This window comes from Paracoccus sp. J56, assembly GCF_019633685.1.
Classification (GTDB): Bacteria; Pseudomonadota; Alphaproteobacteria; order Rhodobacterales; family Rhodobacteraceae; genus Paracoccus; species Paracoccus kondratievae.
Genome location: NZ_JAFL01000009.1, coordinates 41,829 through 66,245, shown reverse-complemented (window position 1 = coordinate 66,245; position 24,417 = coordinate 41,829). Strand labels below are relative to the sequence as shown.

21 protein-coding genes are annotated in these 24,417 nt (G+C 62.7%); 13 read left to right on the top strand and 8 right to left on the bottom strand.

All coding sequences use genetic code 11. From position 1 onward, the window contains the following. Nucleotides 1-14 precede the first annotated feature (14 nt). Nucleotides 15-1,940: a DNA primase gene (dnaG, locus tag M511_RS08525; RefSeq protein WP_085501935.1), complete on the top strand. Its 1,926-nt coding sequence runs from the start codon at nucleotides 15-17 to the stop codon at nucleotides 1,938-1,940. A gap of 139 nt (nucleotides 1,941-2,079) precedes the next feature. Then, on the top strand, nucleotides 2,080-4,062 hold the full coding sequence (gene rpoD, locus M511_RS08520; RefSeq protein ID WP_010394797.1) for an RNA polymerase sigma factor RpoD: 1,983 nt from the start codon (nucleotides 2,080-2,082) through the stop codon (nucleotides 4,060-4,062). 66 nt (nucleotides 4,063-4,128) lie between these two features. On the opposite strand, the gene M511_RS08515 is transcribed toward rpoD, so the two are convergent. Beyond that, on the bottom strand, nucleotides 4,129-4,677 hold the full coding sequence (locus tag M511_RS08515) for an NADPH-dependent FMN reductase (protein ID WP_085501934.1): 549 nt from the start codon (nucleotides 4,675-4,677) through the stop codon (nucleotides 4,129-4,131). Nucleotides 4,678-4,825: 148 nt separating this feature from the next. Between M511_RS08515 and rmuC the strand changes: the two genes are divergently transcribed. The 6 genes from rmuC to M511_RS08485 all read left to right on the top strand — a co-directional run bounded on the left by rmuC (nucleotide 4,826) and on the right by M511_RS08485 (nucleotide 10,162). Continuing rightward, nucleotides 4,826-6,286, top strand: a complete 1,461-nt coding sequence (gene rmuC, locus M511_RS08510) for a DNA recombination protein RmuC (protein ID WP_010394801.1) — start codon at nucleotides 4,826-4,828, stop codon at nucleotides 6,284-6,286. Beyond that, complete coding sequence (locus M511_RS08505) at nucleotides 6,283-6,708, top strand: secondary thiamine-phosphate synthase enzyme YjbQ (protein ID WP_085501933.1); 426 nt, start codon at nucleotides 6,283-6,285, stop codon at nucleotides 6,706-6,708. Before rmuC ends, M511_RS08505 begins: the two co-directional genes overlap by 4 nt. A 114-nt stretch (nucleotides 6,709-6,822) precedes the next feature. Next, complete coding sequence (locus M511_RS08500; RefSeq protein ID WP_010394805.1) at nucleotides 6,823-7,692, top strand: ABC transporter permease; 870 nt, start codon at nucleotides 6,823-6,825, stop codon at nucleotides 7,690-7,692. Beyond that, nucleotides 7,689-8,495 carry an ABC transporter permease gene (locus M511_RS08495; RefSeq protein ID WP_010394807.1) on the top strand — a complete coding sequence of 269 codons (807 nt, stop codon included), beginning with the start codon at nucleotides 7,689-7,691 and terminating at the stop codon, nucleotides 8,493-8,495. The genes M511_RS08500 and M511_RS08495 overlap by 4 nt, the downstream gene beginning before the upstream one ends. A gap of 53 nt (nucleotides 8,496-8,548) precedes the next feature. Further along, the gene (locus M511_RS08490; protein WP_029371751.1) at nucleotides 8,549-9,646 is read left to right on the top strand and encodes an ABC transporter ATP-binding protein; all 1,098 of its coding nucleotides are present in this window, start codon (nucleotides 8,549-8,551) and stop codon (nucleotides 9,644-9,646) included. A gap of 96 nt (nucleotides 9,647-9,742) precedes the next feature. Next, nucleotides 9,743-10,162 (top strand): pore-forming ESAT-6 family protein, encoded by a 420-nt coding sequence (locus tag M511_RS08485; RefSeq protein ID WP_010394812.1) that lies wholly within the window; start codon nucleotides 9,743-9,745, stop codon nucleotides 10,160-10,162. 88 nt (nucleotides 10,163-10,250) lie between these two features. Here M511_RS08485 and M511_RS08480 read toward each other — a convergent pair whose 3' ends face one another. Further along, nucleotides 10,251-10,592, bottom strand: a complete 342-nt coding sequence (locus tag M511_RS08480; RefSeq protein WP_010394813.1) for an MmcQ/YjbR family DNA-binding protein — start codon at nucleotides 10,590-10,592, stop codon at nucleotides 10,251-10,253. Between the two features lie 155 nt (nucleotides 10,593-10,747). Between M511_RS08480 and cysS the strand changes: the two genes are divergently transcribed. The 3 genes from cysS to M511_RS08465 are packed head-to-tail and all read left to right on the top strand — an operon-like array spanning nucleotide 10,748 to nucleotide 14,564. Beyond that, nucleotides 10,748-12,136 carry a cysteine--tRNA ligase gene (gene cysS / locus M511_RS08475; RefSeq protein ID WP_085501932.1) on the top strand — a complete coding sequence of 463 codons (1,389 nt, stop codon included), beginning with the start codon at nucleotides 10,748-10,750 and terminating at the stop codon, nucleotides 12,134-12,136. Nucleotides 12,137-12,165: 29 nt separating this feature from the next. After that, a complete protein-coding gene (gene cimA, locus M511_RS08470) occupies nucleotides 12,166-13,788 on the top strand; it encodes a citramalate synthase (protein ID WP_085501979.1) in 1,623 nt (540 codons plus the stop codon). Further along, nucleotides 13,785-14,564 carry a squalene/phytoene synthase family protein gene (locus M511_RS08465; protein ID WP_010394818.1) on the top strand — a complete coding sequence of 260 codons (780 nt, stop codon included), beginning with the start codon at nucleotides 13,785-13,787 and terminating at the stop codon, nucleotides 14,562-14,564. The genes cimA and M511_RS08465 overlap by 4 nt, the downstream gene beginning before the upstream one ends. Before the next feature lie 51 nt (nucleotides 14,565-14,615). On the opposite strand, the gene eno is transcribed toward M511_RS08465, so the two are convergent. From eno to M511_RS08445, 4 genes are all read right to left on the bottom strand, one after another. Beyond that, on the bottom strand, nucleotides 14,616-15,893 hold the full coding sequence (gene eno, locus M511_RS08460) for a phosphopyruvate hydratase (protein WP_010394821.1): 1,278 nt from the start codon (nucleotides 15,891-15,893) through the stop codon (nucleotides 14,616-14,618). A 65-nt stretch (nucleotides 15,894-15,958) separates the two neighbouring features. After that, nucleotides 15,959-16,741, bottom strand: coding sequence for an endonuclease/exonuclease/phosphatase family protein (locus M511_RS08455; protein ID WP_029371755.1), 783 nt, complete (start codon nucleotides 16,739-16,741; stop codon nucleotides 15,959-15,961). Between the two features lie 17 nt (nucleotides 16,742-16,758). After that, nucleotides 16,759-18,174 carry a protein adenylyltransferase SelO gene (locus tag M511_RS08450; RefSeq protein WP_085501931.1) on the bottom strand — a complete coding sequence of 472 codons (1,416 nt, stop codon included), beginning with the start codon at nucleotides 18,172-18,174 and terminating at the stop codon, nucleotides 16,759-16,761. 63 nt (nucleotides 18,175-18,237) lie between these two features. Then, the gene (locus M511_RS08445; RefSeq protein WP_010394827.1) at nucleotides 18,238-18,576 is read right to left on the bottom strand and encodes a DMT family transporter; all 339 of its coding nucleotides are present in this window, start codon (nucleotides 18,574-18,576) and stop codon (nucleotides 18,238-18,240) included. A 127-nt stretch (nucleotides 18,577-18,703) separates the two neighbouring features. On the opposite strand from M511_RS08445, the gene obgE reads away from it, so the two are divergent. Next, on the top strand, nucleotides 18,704-19,735 hold the full coding sequence (obgE, locus tag M511_RS08440) for a GTPase ObgE (protein WP_010394829.1): 1,032 nt from the start codon (nucleotides 18,704-18,706) through the stop codon (nucleotides 19,733-19,735). After that, on the top strand, nucleotides 19,732-20,835 hold the full coding sequence (gene proB, locus M511_RS08435; protein ID WP_176224529.1) for a glutamate 5-kinase: 1,104 nt from the start codon (nucleotides 19,732-19,734) through the stop codon (nucleotides 20,833-20,835). Before obgE ends, proB begins: the two co-directional genes overlap by 4 nt. A gap of 56 nt (nucleotides 20,836-20,891) precedes the next feature. On the opposite strand, the gene M511_RS08430 is transcribed toward proB, so the two are convergent. Both M511_RS08430 and pepN read right to left on the bottom strand, forming a co-directional pair. Continuing rightward, nucleotides 20,892-21,797 (bottom strand): 1-acyl-sn-glycerol-3-phosphate acyltransferase, encoded by a 906-nt coding sequence (locus tag M511_RS08430; protein ID WP_085501929.1) that lies wholly within the window; start codon nucleotides 21,795-21,797, stop codon nucleotides 20,892-20,894. 53 nt (nucleotides 21,798-21,850) lie between these two features. Then, nucleotides 21,851-24,400 (bottom strand): aminopeptidase N, encoded by a 2,550-nt coding sequence (gene pepN / locus M511_RS08425; RefSeq protein WP_085501928.1) that lies wholly within the window; start codon nucleotides 24,398-24,400, stop codon nucleotides 21,851-21,853. Nucleotides 24,401-24,417: the final 17 nt, after the last annotated feature.

Genomic DNA, 24,417 nt, shown 5'->3' with positions numbered 1-24,417 from the left:
CGATATAGAAGGGCATGAGCCTGCCGCCCCAGTTCCTCGATGAGATCCGTGCCCGCGTGCCTTTGTCACGCGTGATCGGCCGTAAGGTCGTCTGGGATATGCGTCGCTCGAACCAGGCCAAGGGGGACTGGTGGGCACCTTGTCCGTTCCACGGCGAAAAGACTCCGTCCTTTCACGTCGATGATCAGAAGGGCTTTTACTACTGCTTTGGCTGCCATGCTAAAGGCGACGCGCTGACCTTTCTTCGCGAGGCCGAAGGTATGGGCTTTATCGAAGCGGTTGAATTCCTGGCCGCCGAGGCCGGCCTGCCCATGCCCGAACGCGACCAGCGCGCCGTGCAGCGTGCCGACCGGCGTAGCGAACTGGTCGAGGTGATGGAGCAGGCGGCGCGCTGGTTCCGCATGCAGCTAAGCACCGGCACAGCGGAACAGGCCCGTGCCTATCTGGCGCGTCGCGGCCTTGACGAGGCTGCCTGCGAACGCTTTGGCATTGGCTTTGCCCCCGACCAGCGACAGGGGCTTTTCAACGCCCTTCGTTCAAAAGGGATTTCTGAACAGCTGATTGTTGAGGCCGGGCTTGCCGCCAAGCCTGATGATGGCGGCGCGCCTTTTGACCGCTTCCGGGGTCGCATCACCTTTCCGATCCGTGACGGGCGTGGGCGCTGTATCGCCTTTGGCGGCCGGGCGATGGATCCAAATGCGCGGGCGAAATACCTCAACAGCCCCGAGACGCCGCTGTTTGACAAAGGGCGCAACCTTTACAACATCGGCCCGGCGCGGGCGGCGGTGGCCAAGGGCAAGCCGCTGGTCGTGGCCGAAGGTTATATGGATGTCATCGCGCTGGTCCGTGCAGGGTTCGAGGGTGCGGTTGCCCCGCTGGGCACCGCGATCACCGAGGATCAGCTGCGGCTGATGTGGCGCATCTCGCCCGAGCCGGTCATCGCCCTTGATGGTGATGAGGCGGGCTTGCGCGCGGCGATACGGCTGATTGACCTGGCGCTGCCGATGACGGGGCCGGGGCAGGCGCTGCGCTTTGCCTTTCTGCCGCAGGGGCTGGACCCGGATGACCTGATCCGCGCCAAGGGCGCCAGCGCCATGGCCGCCATTCTGGATGAGGCGCGACCGCTGGTCGATCTGCTTTGGCGGCGCGAGACCGAGGGGCGGGTTTTCGACAGTCCCGAACGGCGCGCGGCACTTGATAAGACCTTGGCCGAGGCGGTCGGCAGGATCCCGGACAAGGATACCCGCGACCATTACCATTCAGTCCTGCGCAACCTGAAATGGGAGCTTTTCGGCCCTCGCCGGCGCGATGCCGCGCAAACGGCCCGCACGCCGCGTGATAATTGGCGCGGACGTGGTGCCCGTTTCCAGCCCGAGGCGCCGACGCCTCCGACCAGGGCTTCGCGCCTGTCGTCCGGTGATCTGGACGAGCAGGACGCCGAAGGGCTGATCGAGGCAATGGTGCTGGCTATCTGCGCAACCCATCCCGAACTGATCAGTACTGTCGAATCCCGGCTTGAGCGGCTTGAGCCGCAAGATGCTGACCGGGCTGCGCTGATACATGATCTGTTGTCGGGCACGCAATCGCAGGCGGGGCAGCGCGCCCTTGAAAGCATCATGGCCGACCCCCATGTGAAGACGGCTCCAGCCATCCTGCGCCCGCATGACGGCGATGCTGCTGCGGGTATTCTTGCCAATGCCCTGGACCGGATCGAGGCGCGGCGTGCTGTGCGCGAAGAAATCGCCCGCGCCGAGGCCGAGATCGAAGGGCTGGCAGATGAGGGGCTGACCTGGCGCGTGGCGCAATCCACCCGTGCAAGGCAGCAGGCCGACCATCCTTCGCTGGCCGACCTTTCGGATCTGGGCGAGGACAGCGACGCCTATCGGGCTATTCTCGATGCGGCGCTGAAAAACGAGATCTGGCGCAAACCGCGCCGCTGACCGGCGCGAATCACTTGCGCCGAATCACTTGGCCGGTTCCGGGCTGCGGGCTTTGAATCGCTCGCGATTCGGGCTAAGACCGACCGATCAGCCGATCCCGATTCGCTGATTCGCGAATCACCGCTTCAAGGGAGCCAGCATGGCAGCCAACGACGACGACCAGAAGCCCGACGCCAAGGATGACGATCATTCGCTGGACATGTCGCAGGCCGCGGTCAAGCGCATGATCGCCGAAGGGCGTGAGCGCGGCTATATCACCTACGACCAGTTGAACGCCGTCCTGCCGCCCGAACAGGTCAGTTCTGACCAGATCGAGGACGTGATGTCCATGCTGTCCGAAATGGATATCCGCGTGGTCGAAAACGACGAAGAGGCCGAAGAGGCCGAGACCGGCGGCGAGCTGACCGTTGCCGGCTCGACCTCGCGTGAGCTGGCCGTCGCCACGACCGAGACGGAAAAGCTGGACCGGACCGACGACCCGGTGCGCATGTATCTGCGCGAGATGGGCTCGGTCGAGCTGTTGTCGCGTGAGGGCGAGATCGCCATCGCCAAACGGATCGAGGCTGGCCGCAATACGATGATCGCCGGGCTTTGCGAAAGCCCGCTGACCTTCAAGGCCATCACCATGTGGCGGCAAGAGCTTCTGGAAGAGGCGATCTTGCTGCGCGACGTGATTGATCTTGAGACGACCTTCGGCCGCTCGATGGATGAAGAGGGCGAAGAGGAAGAGGTCCTTCCGACCGCTACGCGTACTGCCGGCACTGCCGCCACCCGCGACGAAGAAGAGCTCGACGCCGACGGCAACCCGATGAGCCGCAGCGACGACGAAGAGGACGAGGACGACGGTCAGAACCTGTCGCTTGCCGCCATGGAGGCTTCGCTGAAGCCCAAGGTGCTTGAGACGCTGGAAGCCATTGCCCGCGGCTATGAAGAGCTGTCGCACATGCAGGATAACCGCATGTCGGCGACGCTGAACGAGGACGGGACTTTCTCGGCCGCGCAGGAATCGGCCTATCAGGAGCTGCGCTCGCGTATCGTTGCGCTGGTGAATGAGCTGCACCTGCACAATAACCGTATCGAGGCGCTGGTTGACCAGATCTACGGTATCAACCGCCGGATCGTGACCATCGACTCGAATATGGTAAAACTGGCCGATGCCGCGCGTATCAACCGGCGCGAGTTCATCGACGCTTATCGCGGCAGCGAACTTGATCCGACCTGGGTTGACCGCATGATGCAGAACAAGGGCCGCGGCTGGCAGGCGCTGTTCGACAAATCCCGCACTCAGGTCGAAAACCTGCGCGGCGAAATGGCCATGGTCGGCCAGCACGTCGGTGTCGATATCGAGGAATTCCGCCGCATCGTCTCGCAGGTTCAGCGCGGCGAAAAGGAATCGCGTCAGGCCAAAAAGGAAATGGTCGAGGCGAACCTGCGGCTGGTGATCTCGATTGCCAAGAAATACACGAACAGGGGCTTGCAATTCCTTGATCTTATTCAGGAAGGCAACATCGGTCTGATGAAGGCCGTGGATAAGTTCGAGTATCGCCGCGGCTATAAGTTCTCGACCTATGCGACCTGGTGGATCCGGCAGGCAATCACCCGCTCGATCGCGGACCAGGCGCGCACCATCCGTATCCCGGTGCATATGATCGAGACGATCAACAAGCTGGTGCGCACTGGTCGCCAGATGTTGCATGAGATCGGCCGCGAGCCCACGCCCGAGGAACTGGCCGACAAGCTGCAGATGCCGTTGGAAAAGGTTCGCAAGGTGATGAAAATCGCCAAAGAGCCAATCAGCCTTGAAACCCCGATCGGGGACGAAGAGGACAGCCAGCTTGGTGATTTCATCGAGGACAAGAACGCCGTCCTGCCGCTGGATTCCGCCATTCAGGAAAACCTCAAGGAGACCACGACCCGGGTTCTGGCCAGCCTGACCCCGCGTGAGGAACGGGTTTTGCGGATGCGTTTCGGTATCGGTATGAACACCGACCACACGCTGGAAGAGGTCGGCCAACAGTTCAGCGTGACCCGCGAACGGATCCGCCAGATCGAGGCCAAGGCTCTGCGCAAGCTCAAACACCCCAGCCGGTCGCGCAAGCTGCGCAGCTTCCTCGACCAGTAAGCGGTCAGGACAACGGAAAAGGCCGCGCCCTGTCATGGGCGCGGCCTTTGGCGTTTCTGGTCCGGGTCAGCCGTGCTTTTCGATCCAGTTCACGAAGGAATCGACAAAGCCGCGCAGGAACTTGTCTGTCTTTTCGTCGGTGATGGTGCCGTCGGCGGCATAGGCTTCGGGATGCCATTGGATATAGGCCTCGGGGGTGCTCATCATCACCATGCCTACATGAACCATATCGCTTTTCAGCCGTGCCTGCGCCATGGCTGCGCCGATCACGCCGGGTGAGGTGCCGGTCACCGCCGCCGGTTTGTCCTTCCACGAATTCTGCCCGTATGGCCGGGTGCCCCAATCCAGCGCGTTCTTGATGACGCCCGGATAGGTGCGGTTGTATTCCGGCGTCAGCGCCAGCACGGCGTCCGAATGCTCGGCCCGGTCCTTAAGGCGCAGCACGGACTGGGGCGGATCGGCCCACAGATCCTCGTTGTAATGGGGCAGGTCTCCGATATGCAGCAAATGGAATTGCAGTCGGCCTTCGGCCAGTTTCTCAAGGACTTTCATCAGCTTGTGGTTGAGCGACTCTTTGCGGAGCGAGCCAACCATAACGGCAACGGACTTGACCATTCCCGACCTCCTCTTGTGCCTTTCCAGGCTAAGCTAGGAGCGTATTCGCCCTGTGGAAAGAGGGTCCCACACTTGCATTCTTGGGGAAAAAGGTGAACAGTCGCCGACAAGCGGCGCATGACCGCGCACCGGAAAGGCACGGCATCCGATGGGCGAGGCGGAAAAAATCCAGACATGGCTGGCGGATGCAGGCAATTTGCGACTGCTCCTGATCGGGGTGCTGGTCATTTTGGCCTTTGCGCTTTTTTCGCTTTGGCGGGCCAGACGTTCGGCGGATGAGGCGGCGGCGCAAGCTGCCCGGCGCGAGGCGGAATTGCTTGCACGCATTGAGGCCGAATCGGGCGAATTGCGAACGCAACTTCAGGCTGTCAGCCGGTTTGAGGCGCAGACCGAGGTCCAGAGCCAGCGCCTGCAAGAGCTGATGGAAGAGCGGGATGAGTTGATCGACGCTCTGCATGGCGAACGGCAGACGATTGCGCGGCTGGAGCGTGAATTGGCCGAAACCCGGCTTGCTGCGCAAAAGGACCGTGAGGCGGCCGAACGTGACATCGCCACCCTGCGAGAGTTGCGCGAAGAGATGACCGGCCAGTTTCGCCTGCTTGCGACCGAGACCCTGAAATCTCAGGGAAGTGAGATGCAAAAAACGCATGGCGAACAGCTGTCGGCGCTGCTGACCCCATTCCGCGAACAGGTGCACCGGTTCCAGACCGAGCTTCAGGCCCGCAACAAGGCCACCGACGAGGAACGCGCCCGCCTGCGCGAACAGATCGAATACCTGCACAAACGTTCCGAAGAGATCTCGCGCGAGGCGGTGGCGCTGACCCGCGCGCTTAAGGGTGACAGCCAGAAGCGTGGTGCCTGGGGTGAGATGATCCTTGAACGGATCCTTGAGGACTCAGGTCTGATCGCCGGCACTCATTACGAAACGCAGGTCAGCCACCGCGATGCCGATGGCAAGCTGTGGCGGCCGGACGTAATCGTAAAAATGCCGCAGAAAAAGCTGTTGGTGATCGACAGCAAAGTGTCGCTCAATGCCTATGAAGAGGCGGTGAACACTGAGGATATGCCGACGCGCGAGGCTGCCTTGCGCCGCCATGTCGCGGCCGTCCGCACCCATGTCGCAAGCCTTGCGGCCAAGGGGTATCAGGCGCTGGATCAGGGCTCGGTTGATTATGTGCTGATGTTCATTCCGGTCGAAGGTGCTTTCTCTGAGGCGTTGCGCGTCGATCCGGATCTTGCGCGTTACGCGATGGAAAACCGCGTTGGTCTGGCCACGCCGACGACGCTGATGCTGACCCTGCGTACCGTTGATCACATCTGGACGGTCGAGCGGCGTGAAACGAATGCCATGCAGATCGCCGCCCGTGCCGGTCAGCTTTACGACAAGCTGCACGGGTTCGTTTCCTCGATCGAAGAGGTCGGCGCGGCGCTGGAGCGGGCGCAGAAAAGCCACGCCACCGCCATGGACCGGCTGACGCGCGGTCCCGGCAACGTCATCCGTCAGGCCGAGATGCTGCGCGAATTGGGCGCGCGCACCCAAAAACGCATCGGGCTGGACCATGACGGCCCGGCGCCACTGATCGAGGCACCCGGCGAGGCGGCGGAATGAGCGCGACCCGCTTTGCCATCCGCACCCACGGGCCGGCCTGCTATGAGTTCACTGCCGAGGTCGCAGCCTGGCTGCGCGCGCTTGGGGCAGGGGACGGGGTGGTGACGCTGTTCGTACGCCACACCTCATGTTCACTGCTTATTCAAGAGAACGCCGACCCCGATGTTCAGCGCGATCTGCTGGCTTGGCTTGAGCGTATCGCGCCTTCGGCCGATCATCCCTCAATGGATTATCTGACGCATCGTGCCGAGGGACCGGATGATATGCCAGCCCATCTTAAGGCCGCGATCCTGCCGGTCAGCTTGCAGGTCCCGGTCGCACACGGCCGGATGGAGCTTGGCATCTGGCAGGGGATTTATCTTGTCGAACATCGCGCCCGCCCGCACCTGCGTGAAGTGGCGGCGCATTTTCAGGCAGGGTAAGAGCGTTATTTCAAACAGGGCCAGACAGGTGCCCGGGCGATGGGAAAACCCTTTTCCTGACGGTCCGGATATGGAAACCTGTAATCTGGACGACAGGGATTCACAGGGCAGGGCATGGCCTCAGGAAACCGATCTCAGACGGCTCAGGGCCTTACCCTGATTACGCCTCCGTTTGCCTATGCGGTGTTGGTTCTGGCCGCGCCGCTGCTGACCATTCTGGCCTATTCCTTTTTCAAGGATGGCTATCTGACGGTAATCCGTGAATTTACGCTGGAAAATTACAGCACCGTCTGGGCAGACCCGATCTTTCACCGCATCATGCTGCGTTCGCTGGTGGTGGCGGCGCTGGTGACGCTGGTCACCGTGGTGCTTGCCTTTCCGGTCGCCTATTTCCTGTCCTTTGTGGTCGCGCCGCAACGCAAGTCGATGTGGCTGTTTCTGATCACGATCCCGTTCTGGACCAGCTACCTGATCCGGGTTTTCCTGTGGAAGGTGATCCTTGGGTATAACGGTGTCATCAATTCGGGGCTCAAGACGCTGGGGATCATCGAGCAGCCGCTGACCTTTATCCTTTATAACGTCAATTCGATGGTGATCACGCTGGCGCATGCCTATGCCCCGTTTGCGATCCTGCCGATCTTTATCGCGCTGGAAAAGATCGACCGCTCGTTGCTGGAGGCCGGGCGCGATCTTGGCGAAAGCCGGGCCATGACCTTTTGGCGGGTGACCCTGCCGCTGGCGATGCCCGGGGTGGTGGCAGCGTCGCTGATCGTCTTTATCCCGACCATCGGCGATTACGTCACCCCGGCACTGATCGGCGGGGGCAAGATCCCGATGATCGCCAATATGATCCAGGCGCAGATGCTTGATCTCGACAACCGGCCGCTTGGCTCGGCGCTGGCGGTCACGGCCATGCTGATTGTCGCGCTGATCAGCCTGATCTTTCTTGCACTGAACTGGCGTTTCCTGAAGGTGCGGCAATGAAGGGCCGGGGCCTGCGCGCCTATGCGCTGATCTATCTGCTGTTTCTTTATGCGCCGATCCTGCTGTTGCCGATCTTTGCCTTTAACTCGGGTACGGTAATTGCTTTTCCGCTGCGCGGGATTACGACCGAATGGTTCGCACAGATGTGGGGCAATGCCTCGTTGCGTCGCGCACTGTTCAACTCGCTGACCATCGCGGTCAGCTCGTCGGTCCTTGCGACCTGCCTTGGCATTTTTGCCGCGCGGGCCTCGACCCGGTTCGAGTTCCCGGGCAAGGGGCCGATCATGGGCCTGATCATGCTGCCGCTGGTCCTGCCCGAGATCATCGTTTCGATCTCGCTGCTGGTTGTGCTCTTGTCGCTTGGGGTCAAGCTCAGCGTGCTGACGGTCATTATCGGCCATACGCTGATCTGCATGCCCTATGCGACGGTGATCTTGTCGACGGCCTTCAACTCGCTTGACCGTTCGCTGGAAGAAGCGGCCTATGATCTTGGCGAGACGCGCTGGAGCGCCTTTCGACTGGTGATCCTGCCGCTGGTCATGCCGGGCATCATCTCATCGCTGCTGATGAGCTTTACGATCAGCCTTGATGAATTCATCATCGCCTTTTTCCTCGCCGGGAATGAACCGACGCTGCCGACCTATATCTTCAGCCAGCTGCGATTCCCCAAGCAGATTCCGGCGATCATGGCCCTGGGCACGGTCCTGGTGCTTTTGTCGGTCGTGTTGCTGACCATCGCCGAATATTTCCGCCGCCGTGGTATTGCCCGGACCGGCGCCAAGGATACCGGAGGCTTCCTGTGACCACCCCGAAAAGCTCCACCGCCCATCGCGCCTCTGTAGCCGGCGCGAAGCCGATGATCGAATGCCGGGGGGTGCAGAAACATTATGGCGATTATCATGCGCTGCGGGGGATCGACCTGACCATTCGTGCAGGCGAATTCTTTTCGCTGCTTGGCCCCTCGGGCTGTGGCAAGACCACGCTTTTGCGCACAATTGCGGGTTTTGAGGATATTTCCTCAGGCGCGGTGCTGATTGATGGGCAGGACATGGAGGGCGTGCCCGCAAACCGCCGCCCGACAAACATGGTCTTTCAGTCCTATGCGATCTTTCCCCATCTGACTGTCGCCGAGAATGTGGGTTTCGGGCTGCGCCGTGATCCCCGCTCGCGCACTGAGAAGGCCGCTGCGGTCGAAGAGGCGCTAGAGATGGTCGGCCTGAAAGGATATGGTGCGCGCGCGAGCCACGCGCTTTCTGGCGGGCAGCGTCAGCGGGTGGCGCTGGCACGGGCGCTGATCCTTAAGCCAAAGGTGCTGCTGCTTGACGAGCCGCTTTCGGCGCTGGATCGCAAGATGCGCGAGCAGATGCAGGTTGAGTTGATCAAGCTGCAGCGTCAGGTCGGCATCACCTTTGTCCTTGTCACCCATGACCAGGAAGAGGCGCTGGTCATGTCTGACCGTATCGCCGTCATGTTCGAGGGCCAGATCGCCCAGCTTGACGGGCCCGAGGCGCTTTACGCCCGTCCGACCAGCCGCCGGGTCGCGAATTTCATCGGGGTGATGAACTTTCTGCCGGCGCGGGTGCTTGGTGAAACCGCCGATGCAGTGCAGATCGAGGCTCCGGGACTGGGGCGGGTCGATATTCCCATGGCGAATGTCAGCCGTGCCGATCCGGGGGATGAGGGCCCTTCGGTCGGGTTCCGGCCCGAGGCGGTGTCTCTGATCGCCCCCGGGGCTCAGGGGGCAAACCGCGTTGCCGAAGGGGTGATCGACGAGGTCGTCTATTACGGGGACATGACCTATTACGACGTCCGTCTGGATGGATCTGGCAGCTTTGACGGCAAGGCCCGCCCGGTCCGAATCGCCATGCGAAACGTTTTTGGCCGCGAGGTCCAGGATGTCGGGACCCGCGCGAATGTGAGCTGGTCCCCCGGGTCTCTGGTGCTTTTCCGCTGAATCTCTTTTTCTGAAAGCGGCAATCCGCCGACGCGATTTGCGGCCGGTTTCGGCGCGTGCCACAACTTGGGCACAACACAACCAACGGAGATCAAGATGATCGCACGTTTCGCAACCGTGTCCGCTCTGGCCCTGGGCCTGTCCGCTGGCATCGCGCTGGCGCAAGAAGCTGCCCCGGCCGCCCCGGAGGCACCTGCTGCCATCCCGGGCCAGGACGCCGGTGCTGCTTATGAAAGCGCGCGCAACCAGCTGGGTGTGCTGAGCTATTGCCAGGAAAAAGGCTATATCGACGGCAAGGCTGTCGAGGTTCAGACCAAACTGCTGGCGATGATCCCGGCCGGTGACACCGCCAAGGGCGACGCCGCCGAAGCCAAAGGCAAAGAAGGCACCGTGTCGGCCATGGGTGTCGAGCGTTCGCTGTCGGACGCCGCCAAGGAACAGAACACCACCGAAGAGGCGCTCTGCAAGCAAATGGACGGCCTGCTGCAGCAACTCGCGTCGCAGGTTCCGGCCTGATCTTGCTGGAATGACAGGAAAGGGGGGCAGTCGCTCGCCCTCCGCCTCTGGCCGGTCCCTTCGGGCCGGCCATTTTCATTTCCGGGGATTACAACGGGGGCAGGCTTGCCTGTACCTTTTTGGTCAGTGCACCCCGCACCAACCGGTACGAGTGGCGGATGCGATGCGCCAGCTCATCTGGGGCCGAATCAAGCGGCATCGCCACCCAGCTGCGGTGCATATAGGGCGCCCGGTCAGCGACCCCGGTCTCGATCAGGAATTCGGCAACCTCGATACTGTCGGTCTTGACCGAAACATGGGTGCCGACCGCACCGGTCAGGGCAAAGATCTTGCCCGCCACCTTCCAGCAGTCATGGCCGCCACCCCAAGGGTCGGACCATTCGGCCCCGGGCTGTGCGGCACAGATTTCATTGACCAGATCTCGGCTCATGAAATGAGTTTTGCAGCCTCTCTTGGCAGAGGCAAGGCAATGGTTTAAGGCGGGCGCATGAAGGCAGGAACCGCCACTATCCGTTGCACCATTACCGGCTGAAATTTCAGGCGGGCGGTTCATGGTGACCTGACGACGCCCGCAAAGGGGAAGTCATGGTCGAAATCAGGCTGACGAACACCAGAACACGCCGAAAAGAGCTTTTTCGGCCTATAGATGCGCAGAATGTGCGCCTGTATCTGTGCGGCCCGACAGTCTATGACCGCGCGCATCTGGGTAATGCCCGGCCGGTGGTGGTGATCGACGTTCTGGTGCGGCTTTTGCGCCACGCTTATGGCACGGATCACGTGACCTATGTGCGCAACTTCACCGATGTTGATGACAAGATCAACGCGACCGCTCTGGCTCGCAAAGAGGCTGGCGCGCCCGGTACTTTGGAAGAGCTGATCCGCGAGCGCACGCATGAGACAATCGGCTGGTATCACGCCGATATGGACGCGCTTGGCGCACTGCGCCCGGATCATGAACCGCGCGCGACGGATTACATCGGCGAGATGGTCCTGATGATCGAGACGCTGATCAAGGGCGGTCATGCTTATGCGCGGGACGGGCATGTGCTGTTCCGGGTGCGCAGCTTTGCTGATTACGGCCAGCTCTCGGGGCGCTCGGTTGATGATATGATCGCCGGGGCACGGGTCGAGGTCGCGCCCTTTAAAGAAGATCCGATGGATTTCGTCCTGTGGAAGCCGTCGGACGATGATCTGCCGGGCTGGGACAGCCCCTGGGGACGTGGGCGGCCGGGCTGGCATATCGAATGCTCGGCCATGTCCTATGAGCTTTTGGGGGAAAGCTTTGACATCCATGCCGGTGGGATCGACCTGCAATTCCCCCATCATGAGAATGAGATCGCGCAAAGCTGCTGCGCCCATCCGCATGGCGATTTTGCCCGTGTCTGGCTGCATAATGAGATGTTGCAGGTCGAAGGCAGGAAAATGTCCAAGAGCTTGGGCAACTTCTTTACTGTCCGCGATCTGCTGGATCAGGGCATCCCGGGTGAGGTGATCCGCTTTGTCCTGCTGTCGACCCATTATCGCAAACCGATGGACTGGACTGCCGAAAAGGCCCGCGAGGCCGAGGCAGTTCTGCGTCGCTGGCGCGGGCTGGGCGCGGGGATCGACCCCGCGCCCAGCCCGGCCCCCGCTGTCATCGCTGCGCTTGCTGATGACCTTAATACCGCGGGGGCAATTGCGGCCTTGCACGAGCTTGCAGGGCGGGGCGACGGCCCGGGCTTGCTGGCAGGGGCGCGGATGCTGGGTCTTTTGACCGATGAACTGGGCGATTGGATTACCTCTGGCCCTGACCTTTCGGACCTTGCCGAGCGTATGACCGCGCTGCGGGCCGAGGCCAAGGCCAGCAAGGACTTCTCGGCGGTCGATGCGCTCAAGCAAAGCCTGATTGCTGCGGGGGTCGAGGTCCGCATGGGTCCCTTGGGGGTCGAGCTTTTGCCCGGCCCGGATTTTGACGCAGCAAAACTGCCGCAATGACCGATCAGCCAGCCAAAGGGGTTGCCCCGATGACGCGCCAGCGCCTTTACATCTATGACACCACGCTTCGCGACGGGCAGCAGACCCAGGGCGTGCAATTCTCGGCGGCAGAAAAGGCCGAGATCGCGCAGATGCTGGACCGGCTGGGCGTCGACTACATCGAGGGCGGCTGGCCGGGCGCCAATCCGACTGACAGCGACTTCTTTGCCCAGGCTCCTGCGACCCGCGCGACCATGACCGCCTTTGGCATGACCAAGCGTGCCGGACGCTCGGCCGAGAATGATGATGTGCTGGCGGCGGTGATGAATGCGGGCACGCGGGCGGTCTGTCTTGTCGGCAAGACCCACCCCTTTCACGTCCGCGAGGCGCTGGGAATCTCGCTTGAAGATAACCTCGACAATATCCGCGCCTCGGTTGCGCATGTTGTGGCGGCTGGCCGCGAGGCGCTGTTTGACGCCGAACATTTCTTTGATGGCTACGCGGATGACCCGGACTATACCCTGGCCTGCCTGCGGGCGGCGCTTGAGGCCGGGGCGCGCTGGATCGTGCTTTGCGACACGAATGGCGGCACTTTGCCTGACCGGGTCGGGCAGGTGACGCGCGCCGTTATCGCCGCCGGGATTCCCGGTGAACGGCTTGGCATCCATTGCCACGATGATACCGGAAATGCCGTTGCCTGCACGCTGGCCGCCATCGACGCCGGTGCGCGGCAGGTGCAGGGAACGCTGAACGGTCTGGGCGAGCGTTGTGGCAATGCAAGCCTGACCAGCATCATTCCGACGCTTCTGCTGAAAGAACCCTATCGTTCGGTGCTGGAAACGGGTGTCTCGGTCGAGGGGCTGGCCGGGCTGACCCGTCTTTCACGCCGTCTGGACGAAATCCTGAACCGCCCGCCTGCGCGGCCCGCGCCCTATGTCGGCACCTCGGCATTTGCCCATAAGGCCGGGCTGCATGCCAGCGCCATCCTGAAAAACCCAGCGACTTATGAGCATGTCGATCCCGCGACCGTCGGGAACGAGCGGATCATCCCCATGTCGAACCAGGCTGGGCAATCGAACCTGCGCGCCCGTCTTGCTGATGCCGGTATCGAGGTTGGCCGTGACGATCCGGCCCTGGCCCGCATCCTGGATATGGTCAAGATGCGTGAAGACGCCGGCTATGCCTATGACGGCGCGCAGGCGAGTTTTGAGCTGCTGGCCCTGTCGGAACTGGGGCGGATGCAGCATTACTTTACCGTTGAGCGTTACCGCGTCACGGTCGAGCGGCGGCGCAACGCCCTTGGCAAGCGCATATCGGTGTCCGAGGCGGTGGTTGTTGTCCAGATCGGCGGTGCGCGCATGCTTTCGGTCAGTGAAAGCGTCGATGCCGAGGGGCATGACCGCGGCCCGGTGAACGCGCTATGGCGCGCGCTGGCCAAGGATCTTGGCCCCTATCAGTCGGCCATCGACGACATGCATCTGGTCGATTTCCGCGTCCGTATCACCGGAGAGGGGGTCGAGGCGACAACGCGTGTCATCATCGACAGTGCCGATGCCCATGGCAACCGCTGGTCGACTGTCGGTGTCTCGCCGAATATCGTCGATGCCAGCTTTGAGGCGCTGGTTGATGCCATCCGCTGGAAACTGATCCGTGACGGGGTCGCGCCGGCATGAGCTTGCAGGACTGTGCCGCCGCGCTGCGCGATCACGACCCCGACCGCTTTGGCATTTGCCTGATGGCCCCAGCCAAAGCGCGGCCTGGGCTGATGACGCTTTATGCGCTGAACCTTGAGCTTGCGCGGGCGCCGCTCGCCTCGAATGAACCGCTGATCGCCGAAATGCGCCTGCAATGGTGGATCGAGCGGCTTGAGGATATCGGTGCAGGCAAGCCGCAATCGCATGAGCTGCTTACCCCTTTGGCCGAGGCTTGGGGGCCGCGCGCCGCTGCTTTTGCCGCTCTCGCCGGGGCACGTCGCCGTGATGCTGCGCGCGAGCCGCTTGAGGGTCCCGAGGCAGTCGCTGCTTATGTTCGTGATACGACGGTGGCATTGGCCTTGTTTGCTGCCGAGGCCCTGAATGGCACCATCGCTGATCCTGCCGCGACGGCAGAGGGGCGTATCATCGCCGCGCAGGCCGAGGGCGTGGGCCTTGCCCATTGGCTTGCTGCGCTGCCTGCTCTGCAGGGGTTGGGACTTGGGCTTTGGGACCCGTCGCCGCAGGTGCTGGCGCAGATTGCTGCCAGGGCCCGAAAGAAACTGGCCGAGGCCAAGGCGCAACGCCGCCAGTTGCCGCGCATCCTTGCCCCGGTCCTGTTCCCCGGCGCTGGTCTGCGTGCAGTTCTTGACGCGGCGCCGAAGGGGATTGAGGCTTTGGCCAGTGCCGTGCCGTCTGAGTTCCGTCGCCGGTTTACGCTTGGCGCGTTTTCTCTGACCCATCGCTGGTGGATATGAAAAGGGCGGCCGTGACAGCCGCCCCTTTGCATTCCACGGTGGGTCACAGTCTTAGCTGCGCAGGATGGACTTGCCAGCGTATTCTGCCGCAGCACCCAGCATTTCCTCAATACGGATCAGTTGGTTATATTTCGCCAGCCGGTCCGAACGGGCCAGCGAGCCGGTCTTGATCTGGCCGCAATTCGTCGCCACGGCAAGATCGGCAATGGTTGCATCCTCGGTCTCGCCCGAGCGGTGCGACATCACCGAAGTATAGCGCGCGCGGTCGGCCATGCGCACCGCGTCCAGAGTCTCGGTCAGGGTGCCGATCTGGTTCACCTTGACCAGAAGTGAGTTGCCGCAGCCCTTGGCAATGCCTTCGGCCAGACGGGCCGGGTTGGTCACGAACAGGTCGTCGCCGACCAGCTGCACGCGCTTGCCCAGCGTATCGGTCAGAAGCTTCCAGCCTTCCCAGTCGTCCTCGGCGCAGCCGTCCTCGATCGACAGGATCGGGTAATCGTTGCACAGAGCTTCCAGGTAGGCGACGTTTTCGGCCGGGGTCAGGGACTTACCCTCACCGGTCATCTCGTACTTGCCGCCTTTGAAATATTCGGTCGAGGCACAGTCCAGCGCCAGCATGATGTCATCGCCGGGCTTGTAGCCGGCCTTTTCGATGGCTTTCAGGATGAAATCCAGCGCATCACGGGTGCTGCTGAGGTTCGGGGCGAACCCACCTTCATCGCCGACGCCGGTGGCGAGGCCGGCAGCCGACAGTTCCTTTTTCAGCGTGTGGAAAACTTCCGAGCCCATGCGGACAGCGTCGCGGATGTTCTCTGCCGCGACCGGCATGATCATGAATTCCTGAATGTCGATCGGGTTGTCGGCATGTTCGCCGCCATTAATGATATTCATCATCGGGACGGGCAGGATGCGGGCATTGGTGCCGCCGACATAGCGGTAAAGCGGCTGGGCGCTTGCTTCGGCCGCGGCCTTGGCTACCGCCAGCGATACGCCAAGGATCGCATTCGCGCCAAGCCGCCCCTTGTTCGGGGTGCCGTCGAGTTCAATCATCATGCGGTCGATGGCAACCTGTTCGGTTGCATCCTCGCCGGTCAGGTTCTCGGCGATCTCGCCATTGACGGCGGCCACGGCCTCGAGCACGCCTTTGCCCATATAGCGGGACTTGTCGCCGTCGCGTTTTTCAACCGCTTCATGAGCACCGGTCGAGGCGCCCGAGGGCACCGCTGCCCGGCCCATGGTGCCGTCTTCCAGCGTGACATCGACCTCGACTGTCGGGTTACCCCGGCTGTCCAGAATCTCGCGCGCGAAAATGTCGATGATGGCCGTCATGTCTGCGTCCCTCTTCCTGACGAGTTTGGGCGTTGTTTAGCCCACAGGGATCGGGCGGGAAAGCATCATTCTGCGCCTGCGACACCATCCTCGCCCGGAATGCGAGAGGTGATCCGGGCCGGATGATAGCCGCGCGGCACCTCTTCGTGGACATTGATGGCCAGATCGGCCCAGACCGGCAGGTGGTCCGAGGCCTGCCGCGCGGTCTCATTGTCAAGAACGCCGCAGTCAAGCACCTCGATACTGCGCGAGACGGCAAAGCGATCATAGCGCAGACGCGGAAAGGGTGCAGGCCAGCTGGGACCCGGGGTGACGATGCGCAGCGCCTCAAGCGCCTCAAGCCCGCGCGAATCGTGCCATTCGTTAAAATCTCCGGTCAGAACCATGCGGTCATGGCCGATGCGACGGGCCTGAGCGATGATGCGTGACAGCTGCGCCCGCCGGGATGAGCGGATCAGCCCCAGATGAACCGCGACCACCGTCAGCCCCGGCAGGCGCAGCACCAGCGCGCCTCGTGGCTCGATCCCGGGCAGGGGCAGGCGGCGGATCTCGGCCTTGTCGCGCAACTCGGGGCGCAACAGGATGGTCTGTCCGTGCCAGCCCAGTGAATTCTCACCCGTGCCGATAAAAGGGGCCGGCACCATCCCCGTCGTTTTTTCGATCAGTGCCCGGGGCAGGGCCTCGGGGCGGGCGCCAAAACGGAAATCCACCTCTTGCAGGGCGATGACGTCGGCCTGCAGCTCTTCGATAACGCGCAGATTACGTTCGGGGGCATGCGGGCCGGTCATGCCGCGGCATTTGTGCAGGTTATAGCTGGCGAGTCTTATGTGGTCAGAACTTCTGGGCATGGGCCTTTCGCTGCTGGTCAGGTGCCGCAGAAGGTGCGGTGAACGATCTCTTCGGGGCGCGGGGCCTGGGCGTAATCACCCCAGTCCGGCCGATCCTCATATGGTGCGCAAAGTGCTGCCTCAAGCGCGTGGAAGGGCGCGTAATCGCCTTCGCGTGCGGAGGCAATCACCTCTTCGATGCGGTGGTTGCGCGGAATGCGGCGCGGGTTGGCCCGGCCCATGATCTGGGGGGCGTCGGCCAGATTACGTATGCGCGCGTGCCAATCCTTGGCCCATGCGTCAAAAGACGTTGGGTCTGCAAACTCCGCCCGTGCGCTGCCATCCGACAGGCCTGCAAAGACCCGGGTGAAGTCGGCCTCATCAGCGGCCATCAGGGTCAAAAGCCCCTCGATCAGCACCCGATCCCCGGCTCGCGGGGTCGAAATGCCAAGCTTGGCCGCAAAGCGCGCAAGCCATTCGGCCTGATATATTTCCGGAAAACTGTGGACGATGCGTGTCGCCTCGGCGATGGAAGCATCATCGTTGCCCATCAATGGCACAAGGCAACTGGCCAGTTGGGCAAGGTTCCAGACCGCAATCTTTGGCTGCTCGCTCCAGGCATAGCGTCCATAGGCGTCGATCGAGCTAAAGACCTTGTTCGGATGATAGCCATCCATAAAGGCACAGGGACCATAATCGATCGTCTCGCCTGAAACCGACATATTGTCGGTGTTCATCACCCCATGGATAAAGCCAAGCGCCATCCAGCCGGCGATGGTGGCCGCCTGCCGTCGAACCACAAGCTCAAGCAAGTCGCCGGCGTTTGCGGCCTGCGGATAATGGCGGGCGATGACATGTTTGGTCAGCAGCTCCAACCGCTCACGATCCCCGCGTGCAGCGTAGAATTCAAATGTGCCGACGCGGATATGGCTAGAGGCGATGCGGGTCAGCACTGCGCCGGGTAGCAGGGTTTCGCGGATTACTGTCTCACCCGTTGTGACGGCGGCAAGCGCCCGCGTTGTCGGGATACCGACGGCGGCCATGAATTCGCTGACCAGATATTCCCGCAGGACAGGGCCTAGCCACGCCCGCCCGTCACCGCGCCGCGAAAAGGGCGTCGGCCCCGCCCCCTTGAGCTGGATGTCAAAGCGCGCGCCATCGGGGGCCACAACCTCGCCCAGAAGGACTGCGCGCCCGTCACCAAGCTGGGGCACGAAACCGCCGAACTGATGGCCGGCATAGGCCTGGGCAATCGGCTCGGCCCCTTTGGGCAGGTCGTTTCCGGCAAGTATGGCGATGCCTGCGGGGCTTGCCAGCCACTCGGCGTCAAGCCCAAGACGCTCTGCGAGCGGCCGGTTCAGCGCGATCAGCCTGGGATCGCGCACCGGGGTTGGCCGGGTGCGGGTAAAGAACCCCTCGGGCAGTCGGGCATAGCTGTTGTCAAAGTGGATCATCGCGGCCCTCCTTGCCCCACATTATCTATATCCGATTGCCAAAAAGTTAAGGGCGGAACAGATTCAATGTGTCACGCTGGCCGAGAACAGGTTCACGATGACGACACCGGCAACGATCATGGACAGCCCGATCACCGCCGGCAGATCCAGTTTCTGCCCAAAGATGACCAGACCAATCATTGAGACAAGGACGATGCCGAGCCCGCTCCAGATCGCATAGGCGATGCCCAGTGGCATGGCGCGCAGGACCAGCGACAGAAAATAGAATGAGCCCGCATAGCAGATCCCCATCAATATCGTCGGCAGGGGGCGGGTGAACTGCTGGCTGTGTTGCAGGCAGGTGGTGCCCACGACCTCAAGTGCAATGGCGGCGATAAGCGTGGCATAGGTCAGGATCGGCATGGGGACTCCAATCATTGGTCGCGCCCATCTAGCCTTGGCGCGAAGCAAAAGTCACGCTGCCCTTGAACCAGTTGCGTCAAGCGCGTATCCCACCCTCTGCCTGATATTTTCCGCAAGGATGACGCCCGTGAAATTCCTCGATCTCGCCAAGGTCTATGTCCGCTCGGGCGGCGGAGGCGCGGGCTGCGTTTCCTTTCGCCGTGAGAAATTCATCGAATACGGCGGGCCAGATGGTGGCGACGGCGGCAATGGTGGCGATGTCTGGGCCGAGGCGGTCGAGGGGCTGAACACCCTGATCGACTTTCGCTTTCAGCAGCATTTCTTTGCCAAGTCGGGCGGTCATGGCATGGGTGCGCAGCGCACAGGGGCCTCGGGCGATGATATTGTGCTGCGCGTGCCGGTCGGGACCGAGATCCTGGAGGAGGATCAGGAGACGGTGATCGCCGACCTGACCGCGCCCGGCCAGCGTGTGCTGCTTGCCAAGGGTGGCAATGGCGGCTTTGGCAACCTGCATTTCAAAAGCTCGACCAACCGCGCGCCTCGCCACGCCAATCCCGGCCAGCCGGGGATCGAGCGGACGCTGTGGCTGCGGCTTAAGCTTATTGCCGATGCCGGGCTGCTGGGACTGCCCAATGCGGGGAAATCGACTTTCCTTGCCGCTGTGTCGAACGCGCGGCCCAAGATCGCGGATTATCCGTTTACGACGCTGCACCCAAACCTTGGTGTGGTCGGCGTTGACGGGCATGAATTCGTCATGGCCGATATCCCGGGCCTGATCGAAGGTGCATCCGAGGGCAGGGGGCTTGGTGACCAGTTCCTTGGTCATGTCGAACGTTCGCGCGTGCTTTTGCATCTTGTCGATGGCACGGCCGAGGATGTCGCGCAGGATGCTCGTATCATCCTGACCGAGCTTGCCGCCTATTCTCCTGCGCTGGCTGAAAAGCCCCGGGTGACCGCGCTGAACAAGATTGATGCGCTGGATCCCGACAGCCTCGCCGAGCGCAAGGCGGCACTGGAAGCTGAGATCGGCGGGCCGGTGATGCTGATGTCCGGCGTTTCACGCGAAGGCGTGACCGATGTCTTGCGGGCGCTTTGGTCCGGGATAGCGCCGTCGCGCAAACCCGCCGGGGATGAGGAAGACAAGCCGTGGCAGCCATGACGCCGCAACTTGTCCGCGCGCAGCGGCTGGTGATCAAGATAGGCTCGGCGCTTCTGGTGGACGCAGATGGTCTGCGTCAGTCTTGGCTGCGCGCGCTTTGCGATGACGTGGCCGAGGCGCGGGCGCGGGGGACCGATGTGGTGCTGGTTTCCTCTGGCGCAATCGCACTGGGACGGCAGGTGCTTGGCCTGCCTGCCGGGCCGCTGCGGGTCGAACAGTCGCAGGCCGCCGCCGCGGTCGGTCAGATCAAACTGGCCCGCGCCTATGAAGAGGCGTTGGCGCCGCATGGGGTCAAAACCGCGCAGCTGCTGGTGACGCTGGACGACACGACCGACCGGCGGCGATATCTTAACAGCCGGGCCACGATGCAGACGCTGCTGGGGCTGGGCGTGGTGCCAATCGTGAACGAGAACGACACGGTTGCCACCGACGAAATCCGCTTTGGCGATAACGACCGGCTGGCGGCGCAGATCGCAGTCACCTGCGGTGCTGATCAGCTGTTGCTGCTTTCGGATGTGGACGGGCTTTATACCGCCAATCCCAAGACTGACCCGGACGCGCACCACCTGCCGGTGATCAGCCAGATCACGCCCGAGATCGAGGCAATGGCCGGAGACCCGATTTCCGGCGTCAGCAAAGGCGGCATGAAGACCAAGCTGATGGCGGCGCGTACCGCCGTTGCCGGGGGTTGTGCCATGGCGATTGCCGAAGGCTCGGTACTCAAGCCGCTGTCGGCGGTGGCGAACGGGACCCGGACGACATGGTTCCTGCCCGATACCGACCCACAGGCTGCCCGCAAACGCTGGATTGCGGCGATGAAGCCCAAAGGCGAGATCACCGTTGATGACGGCGCGGCGCGGGCGCTGGGGCAGGGAAAATCGCTGCTGCCTGCCGGGGTGACTGCTGTCTCGGGGCGCTTTGGGCGCGGCGATCCGGTGGTCGTTCTGGACGGTCGCGGGGCGCGGCTGGCAGTCGGGCTGGTGCGCTATGCCTCGACCGAGGCGCGCGCCATCGCCGGGCACCGCAGTGACGAGATTGAAGGCATCCTTGGCTATCCTGGCCGCGCGGCGCTGATCCACCGCGACGATATGGTGATCTAATCCCTGGCTTTGACAAAAGATGTGAAACGCCAGTCCGCTCGGGCTGGCGTTTTTCCTTATTCGATTGCCCGGGGACGGGCCACGGCGCGGCGGCGCTGTGAAAGGCCGCGGATATGGGACATGCGGACTGCATTCGGCCCCGGCTGCGGCAGGTTCAGCACTGTCTCGCGCAGCATGGCTATCCCGTCCTCGCTGCGGGTGGGCAGGGCCGAGGCGGGGATAGATTCACCGATCGTGACGCGGAAGGGCTGGCTTGCCTTGTTCAGCACCTCGTTGAACAGCGTCACGTCGCGCAGGGTCGGATGGATCGCGTCCAGCAGATAAAAGAGAGCCGAGTTCCGTGCCCGTATCTTCAGCGGGATGATAGGGGCGTCGAACTTGCGCGCGATCATAGCTGCGCTGGCCATCCACGGGCGCTCATGCAGGCTGAGGCCCTGACGCTTGGCCAGCCTCCCCGAGGGAAAAATCAGCCCGATCCGTCCCCGCTCAAGTGCGGTGCGGGTGTAATCCATGGTCATGCGGGTCTTGGCATGTGAGCGTTTTTCGACCCGCCATTCGACTGGTGCGATCAGGCTGTCAAATTGCGGCAGGATGCGCAGGATGTCGTGGTTGGCGTAGACGAACAGATCGTCCCTGACCGCCGAAATCACCGCATTCAGCACGATGCCGTCAGCAATCCCCGTGGGGTGGTTCGAGACGATCAGCGCCGGTCCCGTGGCCGGGATATGCTCAAGCCCCTCGACCCGCAGATCGCGCAGGATCAGGCTGGCGAGGCGGCGCATGATCTCGTCGGTGGGCAGGTCGCGGTATTCGGCCGCCAGATCCAGCGTGCGCGGATAGCGCAGCAGCCACATCAGTACCTGCCGGGCCAGCGCATGGTGCCGGCGACCCGAAAAAAGCCATGGCGCCCGCTCGGCTATCAGCGGATCAAGACGCAGTTTCATGTCCTCGCGGGCATCCATAAAGGCAGTATTGCCGTGCCTCCGGGATCCCCGCAAGAGTGGTTTGCGCATGCTCAGGCGCCACCGGCAAGGATGCGCGTAACCATCTCGGATGTATTGCGCGACAGCCCTTTCATGGCGGCAAGACGACCAAGCGCCGCCTTGGCATGGGCCTGACGGTCAGCGTCATAGCGCGTCCAGGTCTCGAAGGCCGAGCACATGCGCGCAGTCGTCTGGGGGTTCACCGGATCAAGCCGCATCAGCCAGTCTACGGTGAAGGCATAGCCCGAACCATCGGCGGCGTGGAAAGCCGCATGGTTCGCGCAAAATCCGCTGATCAGCGCGCGGAAGCGGTTGGGGTTTTTCCAGTCGAAATCTGCCCGTTCTGCCAGATCGCGTGCCCGCGCAACCGCCTGATCGGGGGCGGCACGCAGGGGCTGGACCATGAACCATTTGTCCATGACCAGCCGGTTGGAACCAAACTCTTGCGCAAAGGCGGCCAGAGCCTCGGTATCTTTGCCCGCAGCGATCAGGCACTCCAGCGCGCCCTGCCGCTCGGTCATGTTTGAGGCACTGTTGAATAGTACTTGCGCCCGCGCCGCGCCGTCAATGCGCGTCAAAAGGCCAAGGCAGGCCAGTCGCAGGCTGCGCCGCCCCGCGCCCTCGGCATCGGGGCGATAGGGGCCCGGGGTCTCCATCGCATCATAAAGCCGCGCCAGCTCTGCCTCATGGGCGGTGGCGATGTCTTGGGCCAGAGCCTCGCGTGCGGTGCGGATTGCGTCGGGATCTGGTACCCCGCCGCGGGCGGCAATGGTGGTCGCGATCTCTTCCTCGCCCGGCAGCGACAGGCACAGGGCGGCAAAGGCGGGGTCGGCCGCAGCATCGGTCAGAAGGCCGCCGATTGCCTGTCCGAACTCGGCCCCGCCGGTCCCGGAAGTGGCGCGAAAGATCAGGGCGTCCAGCGCCAGATCATGTCCCGCCTGCCAGCGCGCATAAGGGTCGGTGTCATGGGCTAGCAAGAGCGCCTGCTCATCTGCGGTGATCTCTCGGGCCACAGTCACCGGGGCGGAAAAACCGCGCAAAAGCGAGACCACCGGCCGCGCCCCGAGCCCGTCGAAGGTAAAGCTCTGACTGGCCTCGGTCATTTCCAGCACCGTGGTCGGCAGCACCTCATCGCCATTCGGGCCGATAAGGCCAAGCGCGATGGGGATGACACGTGGCGGCTTTTGTGGCTGGCCGGGGGTCGGCGCGGTTTCTTGCCGGAAATGCAGGGTCAGGCGGCCGTCCTGCCAGTCCTCGGACAGGGTCAGGCGCGGCGTGCCTGCGTCGGTATACCAGCGTTTGAACTGGGTAAGGTCGCGGCCGGTCGCATCTTCAAAGACCTTGATCCAGTCCTCGATCGTGCAGGCCTGACCGTCGTGGCGGATGAAATAAAGGTCCAGCGCCTTGCGATAGCCGTCCTCGCCCACCAGCCGCTTGAGCATACCGATGACCTCGGCGCCCTTTTCATAGACGGTGGCGGTGTAGAAGTTGTTGATTTCCTGATAATTGTCCGGGCGCGGCGGATGGGCCAGCGGCCCCGCATCCTCGCGGAACTGGCGTGCCCGCAGGGTCTGCACGTCATGAATGCGTTTGACCGCCGCCGAGCGCATATCGCTGGTGAACTGCTGATCGCGAAAGACCGTCAGACCCTCTTTCAGGCACAGCTGGAACCAGTCGCGGCAGGTGATGCGATTGCCGGTCCAGTTGTGGAAATATTCATGGCCGATCACGCCCTCGATACGCTCGTAATCGCCATCAGTCGCGGTTTCCGCACTGGCAAGGACGAGCTTGGAGTTAAAGATGTTCAGCCCCTTGTTCTCCATTGCGCCCATGTTGAAGTCATCGACTGCGACAAGGTTGAACACGTCCAGATCATATTCGCGACCGTAAGTCTCTTCGTCCCATTTCATCGACCGGATAAGCGATTCCATGGCATAGCCCGCACGGTCCTGATCGCCCGGCCGCACCCAGACATTCAGTTCGACCTTACGACCCGACATGGTGGTGAAACTGTCGGGAATGGCGACCAGATCACCCGCGACCAGCGCAAACAGATAGGCAGGCTTAGGCCACGGGTCGTGCCAGACCGCCTCGCCTTGCCCGCGCGAGACCGGGTTGCCATTCGACAGCAGCACCGGCTTGTCCGAGCGGATGGTGACGCGAAAGGGCGCCATCACATCGGGTCGGTCGGGATACCAGGTGATGTGGCGGAAACCTTCGGCCTCGCATTGCGTGCAGAACATGCCCCCGGAAAGATAAAGCCCCTCAAGAGCGGTGTTCATCTCGGGGTCAATCTCGACCTCGGCTGCAAAGGTAAAGCTGTCGGGCAGGGCAGAGGCCGGGACAACCAGACGCTCGTCATCCTTGCTGATCAGGGACAGGTCCAGCGGCTTGCCGTCAATCGCCAGCGATTGCGTCCTCAGCCCCGCGCCGTCCAGCACCAGATCACCCGGGCCCTTGCGGCGAAAGTCGATCTGGGATCGGACACGGGTACCCTTTGGGGCCAGATCGAACTCCAGCCGGGTCTCGGCAATCTCGAAGGGATAGGGGCGCCAGTCGGCAAGATATTGCGTGACGGTCATGAGAACACCTTGATGGG

Excerpts from the sequence above, each read along its gene's own strand:
- eno (WP_010394821.1), bottom strand. The coding sequence starts at position 15,893 with ATGACGGCCATCATCGACATTTTCGCGCGCGAGATTCTGGACAGCCGG.
- M511_RS08500 (WP_010394805.1), top strand. The coding sequence starts at position 6,823 with ATGGCCTCAGGAAACCGATCTCAGACGGCTCAGGGCCTTACCCTGATT.
- rpoD (WP_010394797.1), top strand. The coding sequence starts at position 2,080 with ATGGCAGCCAACGACGACGACCAGAAGCCCGACGCCAAGGATGACGAT.
- M511_RS08490 (WP_029371751.1), top strand. The coding sequence starts at position 8,549 with ATGATCGAATGCCGGGGGGTGCAGAAACATTATGGCGATTATCATGCG.
- proB (WP_176224529.1), top strand. The coding sequence starts at position 19,732 with ATGACGCCGCAACTTGTCCGCGCGCAGCGGCTGGTGATCAAGATAGGC.
- dnaG (WP_085501935.1), top strand. The coding sequence starts at position 15 with ATGAGCCTGCCGCCCCAGTTCCTCGATGAGATCCGTGCCCGCGTGCCT.
- M511_RS08515 (WP_085501934.1), bottom strand. The coding sequence starts at position 4,677 with ATGGTCAAGTCCGTTGCCGTTATGGTTGGCTCGCTCCGCAAAGAGTCG.
- M511_RS08465 (WP_010394818.1), top strand. The coding sequence starts at position 13,785 with ATGAGCTTGCAGGACTGTGCCGCCGCGCTGCGCGATCACGACCCCGAC.
- M511_RS08480 (WP_010394813.1), bottom strand. The coding sequence starts at position 10,592 with ATGAGCCGAGATCTGGTCAATGAAATCTGTGCCGCACAGCCCGGGGCC.
- M511_RS08430 (WP_085501929.1), bottom strand. The coding sequence starts at position 21,797 with ATGGATGCCCGCGAGGACATGAAACTGCGTCTTGATCCGCTGATAGCC.
- M511_RS08445 (WP_010394827.1), bottom strand. The coding sequence starts at position 18,576 with ATGCCGATCCTGACCTATGCCACGCTTATCGCCGCCATTGCACTTGAG.
- M511_RS08505 (WP_085501933.1), top strand. The coding sequence starts at position 6,283 with ATGAGCGCGACCCGCTTTGCCATCCGCACCCACGGGCCGGCCTGCTAT.
- M511_RS08450 (WP_085501931.1), bottom strand. The coding sequence starts at position 18,174 with ATGATCCACTTTGACAACAGCTATGCCCGACTGCCCGAGGGGTTCTTT.
- cysS (WP_085501932.1), top strand. The coding sequence starts at position 10,748 with ATGGTCGAAATCAGGCTGACGAACACCAGAACACGCCGAAAAGAGCTT.
- M511_RS08455 (WP_029371755.1), bottom strand. The coding sequence starts at position 16,741 with ATGCCCAGAAGTTCTGACCACATAAGACTCGCCAGCTATAACCTGCAC.
- cimA (WP_085501979.1), top strand. The coding sequence starts at position 12,166 with ATGACGCGCCAGCGCCTTTACATCTATGACACCACGCTTCGCGACGGG.
- M511_RS08485 (WP_010394812.1), top strand. The coding sequence starts at position 9,743 with ATGATCGCACGTTTCGCAACCGTGTCCGCTCTGGCCCTGGGCCTGTCC.
- pepN (WP_085501928.1), bottom strand. The coding sequence starts at position 24,400 with ATGACCGTCACGCAATATCTTGCCGACTGGCGCCCCTATCCCTTCGAG.
- rmuC (WP_010394801.1), top strand. The coding sequence starts at position 4,826 with ATGGGCGAGGCGGAAAAAATCCAGACATGGCTGGCGGATGCAGGCAAT.
- M511_RS08495 (WP_010394807.1), top strand. The coding sequence starts at position 7,689 with ATGAAGGGCCGGGGCCTGCGCGCCTATGCGCTGATCTATCTGCTGTTT.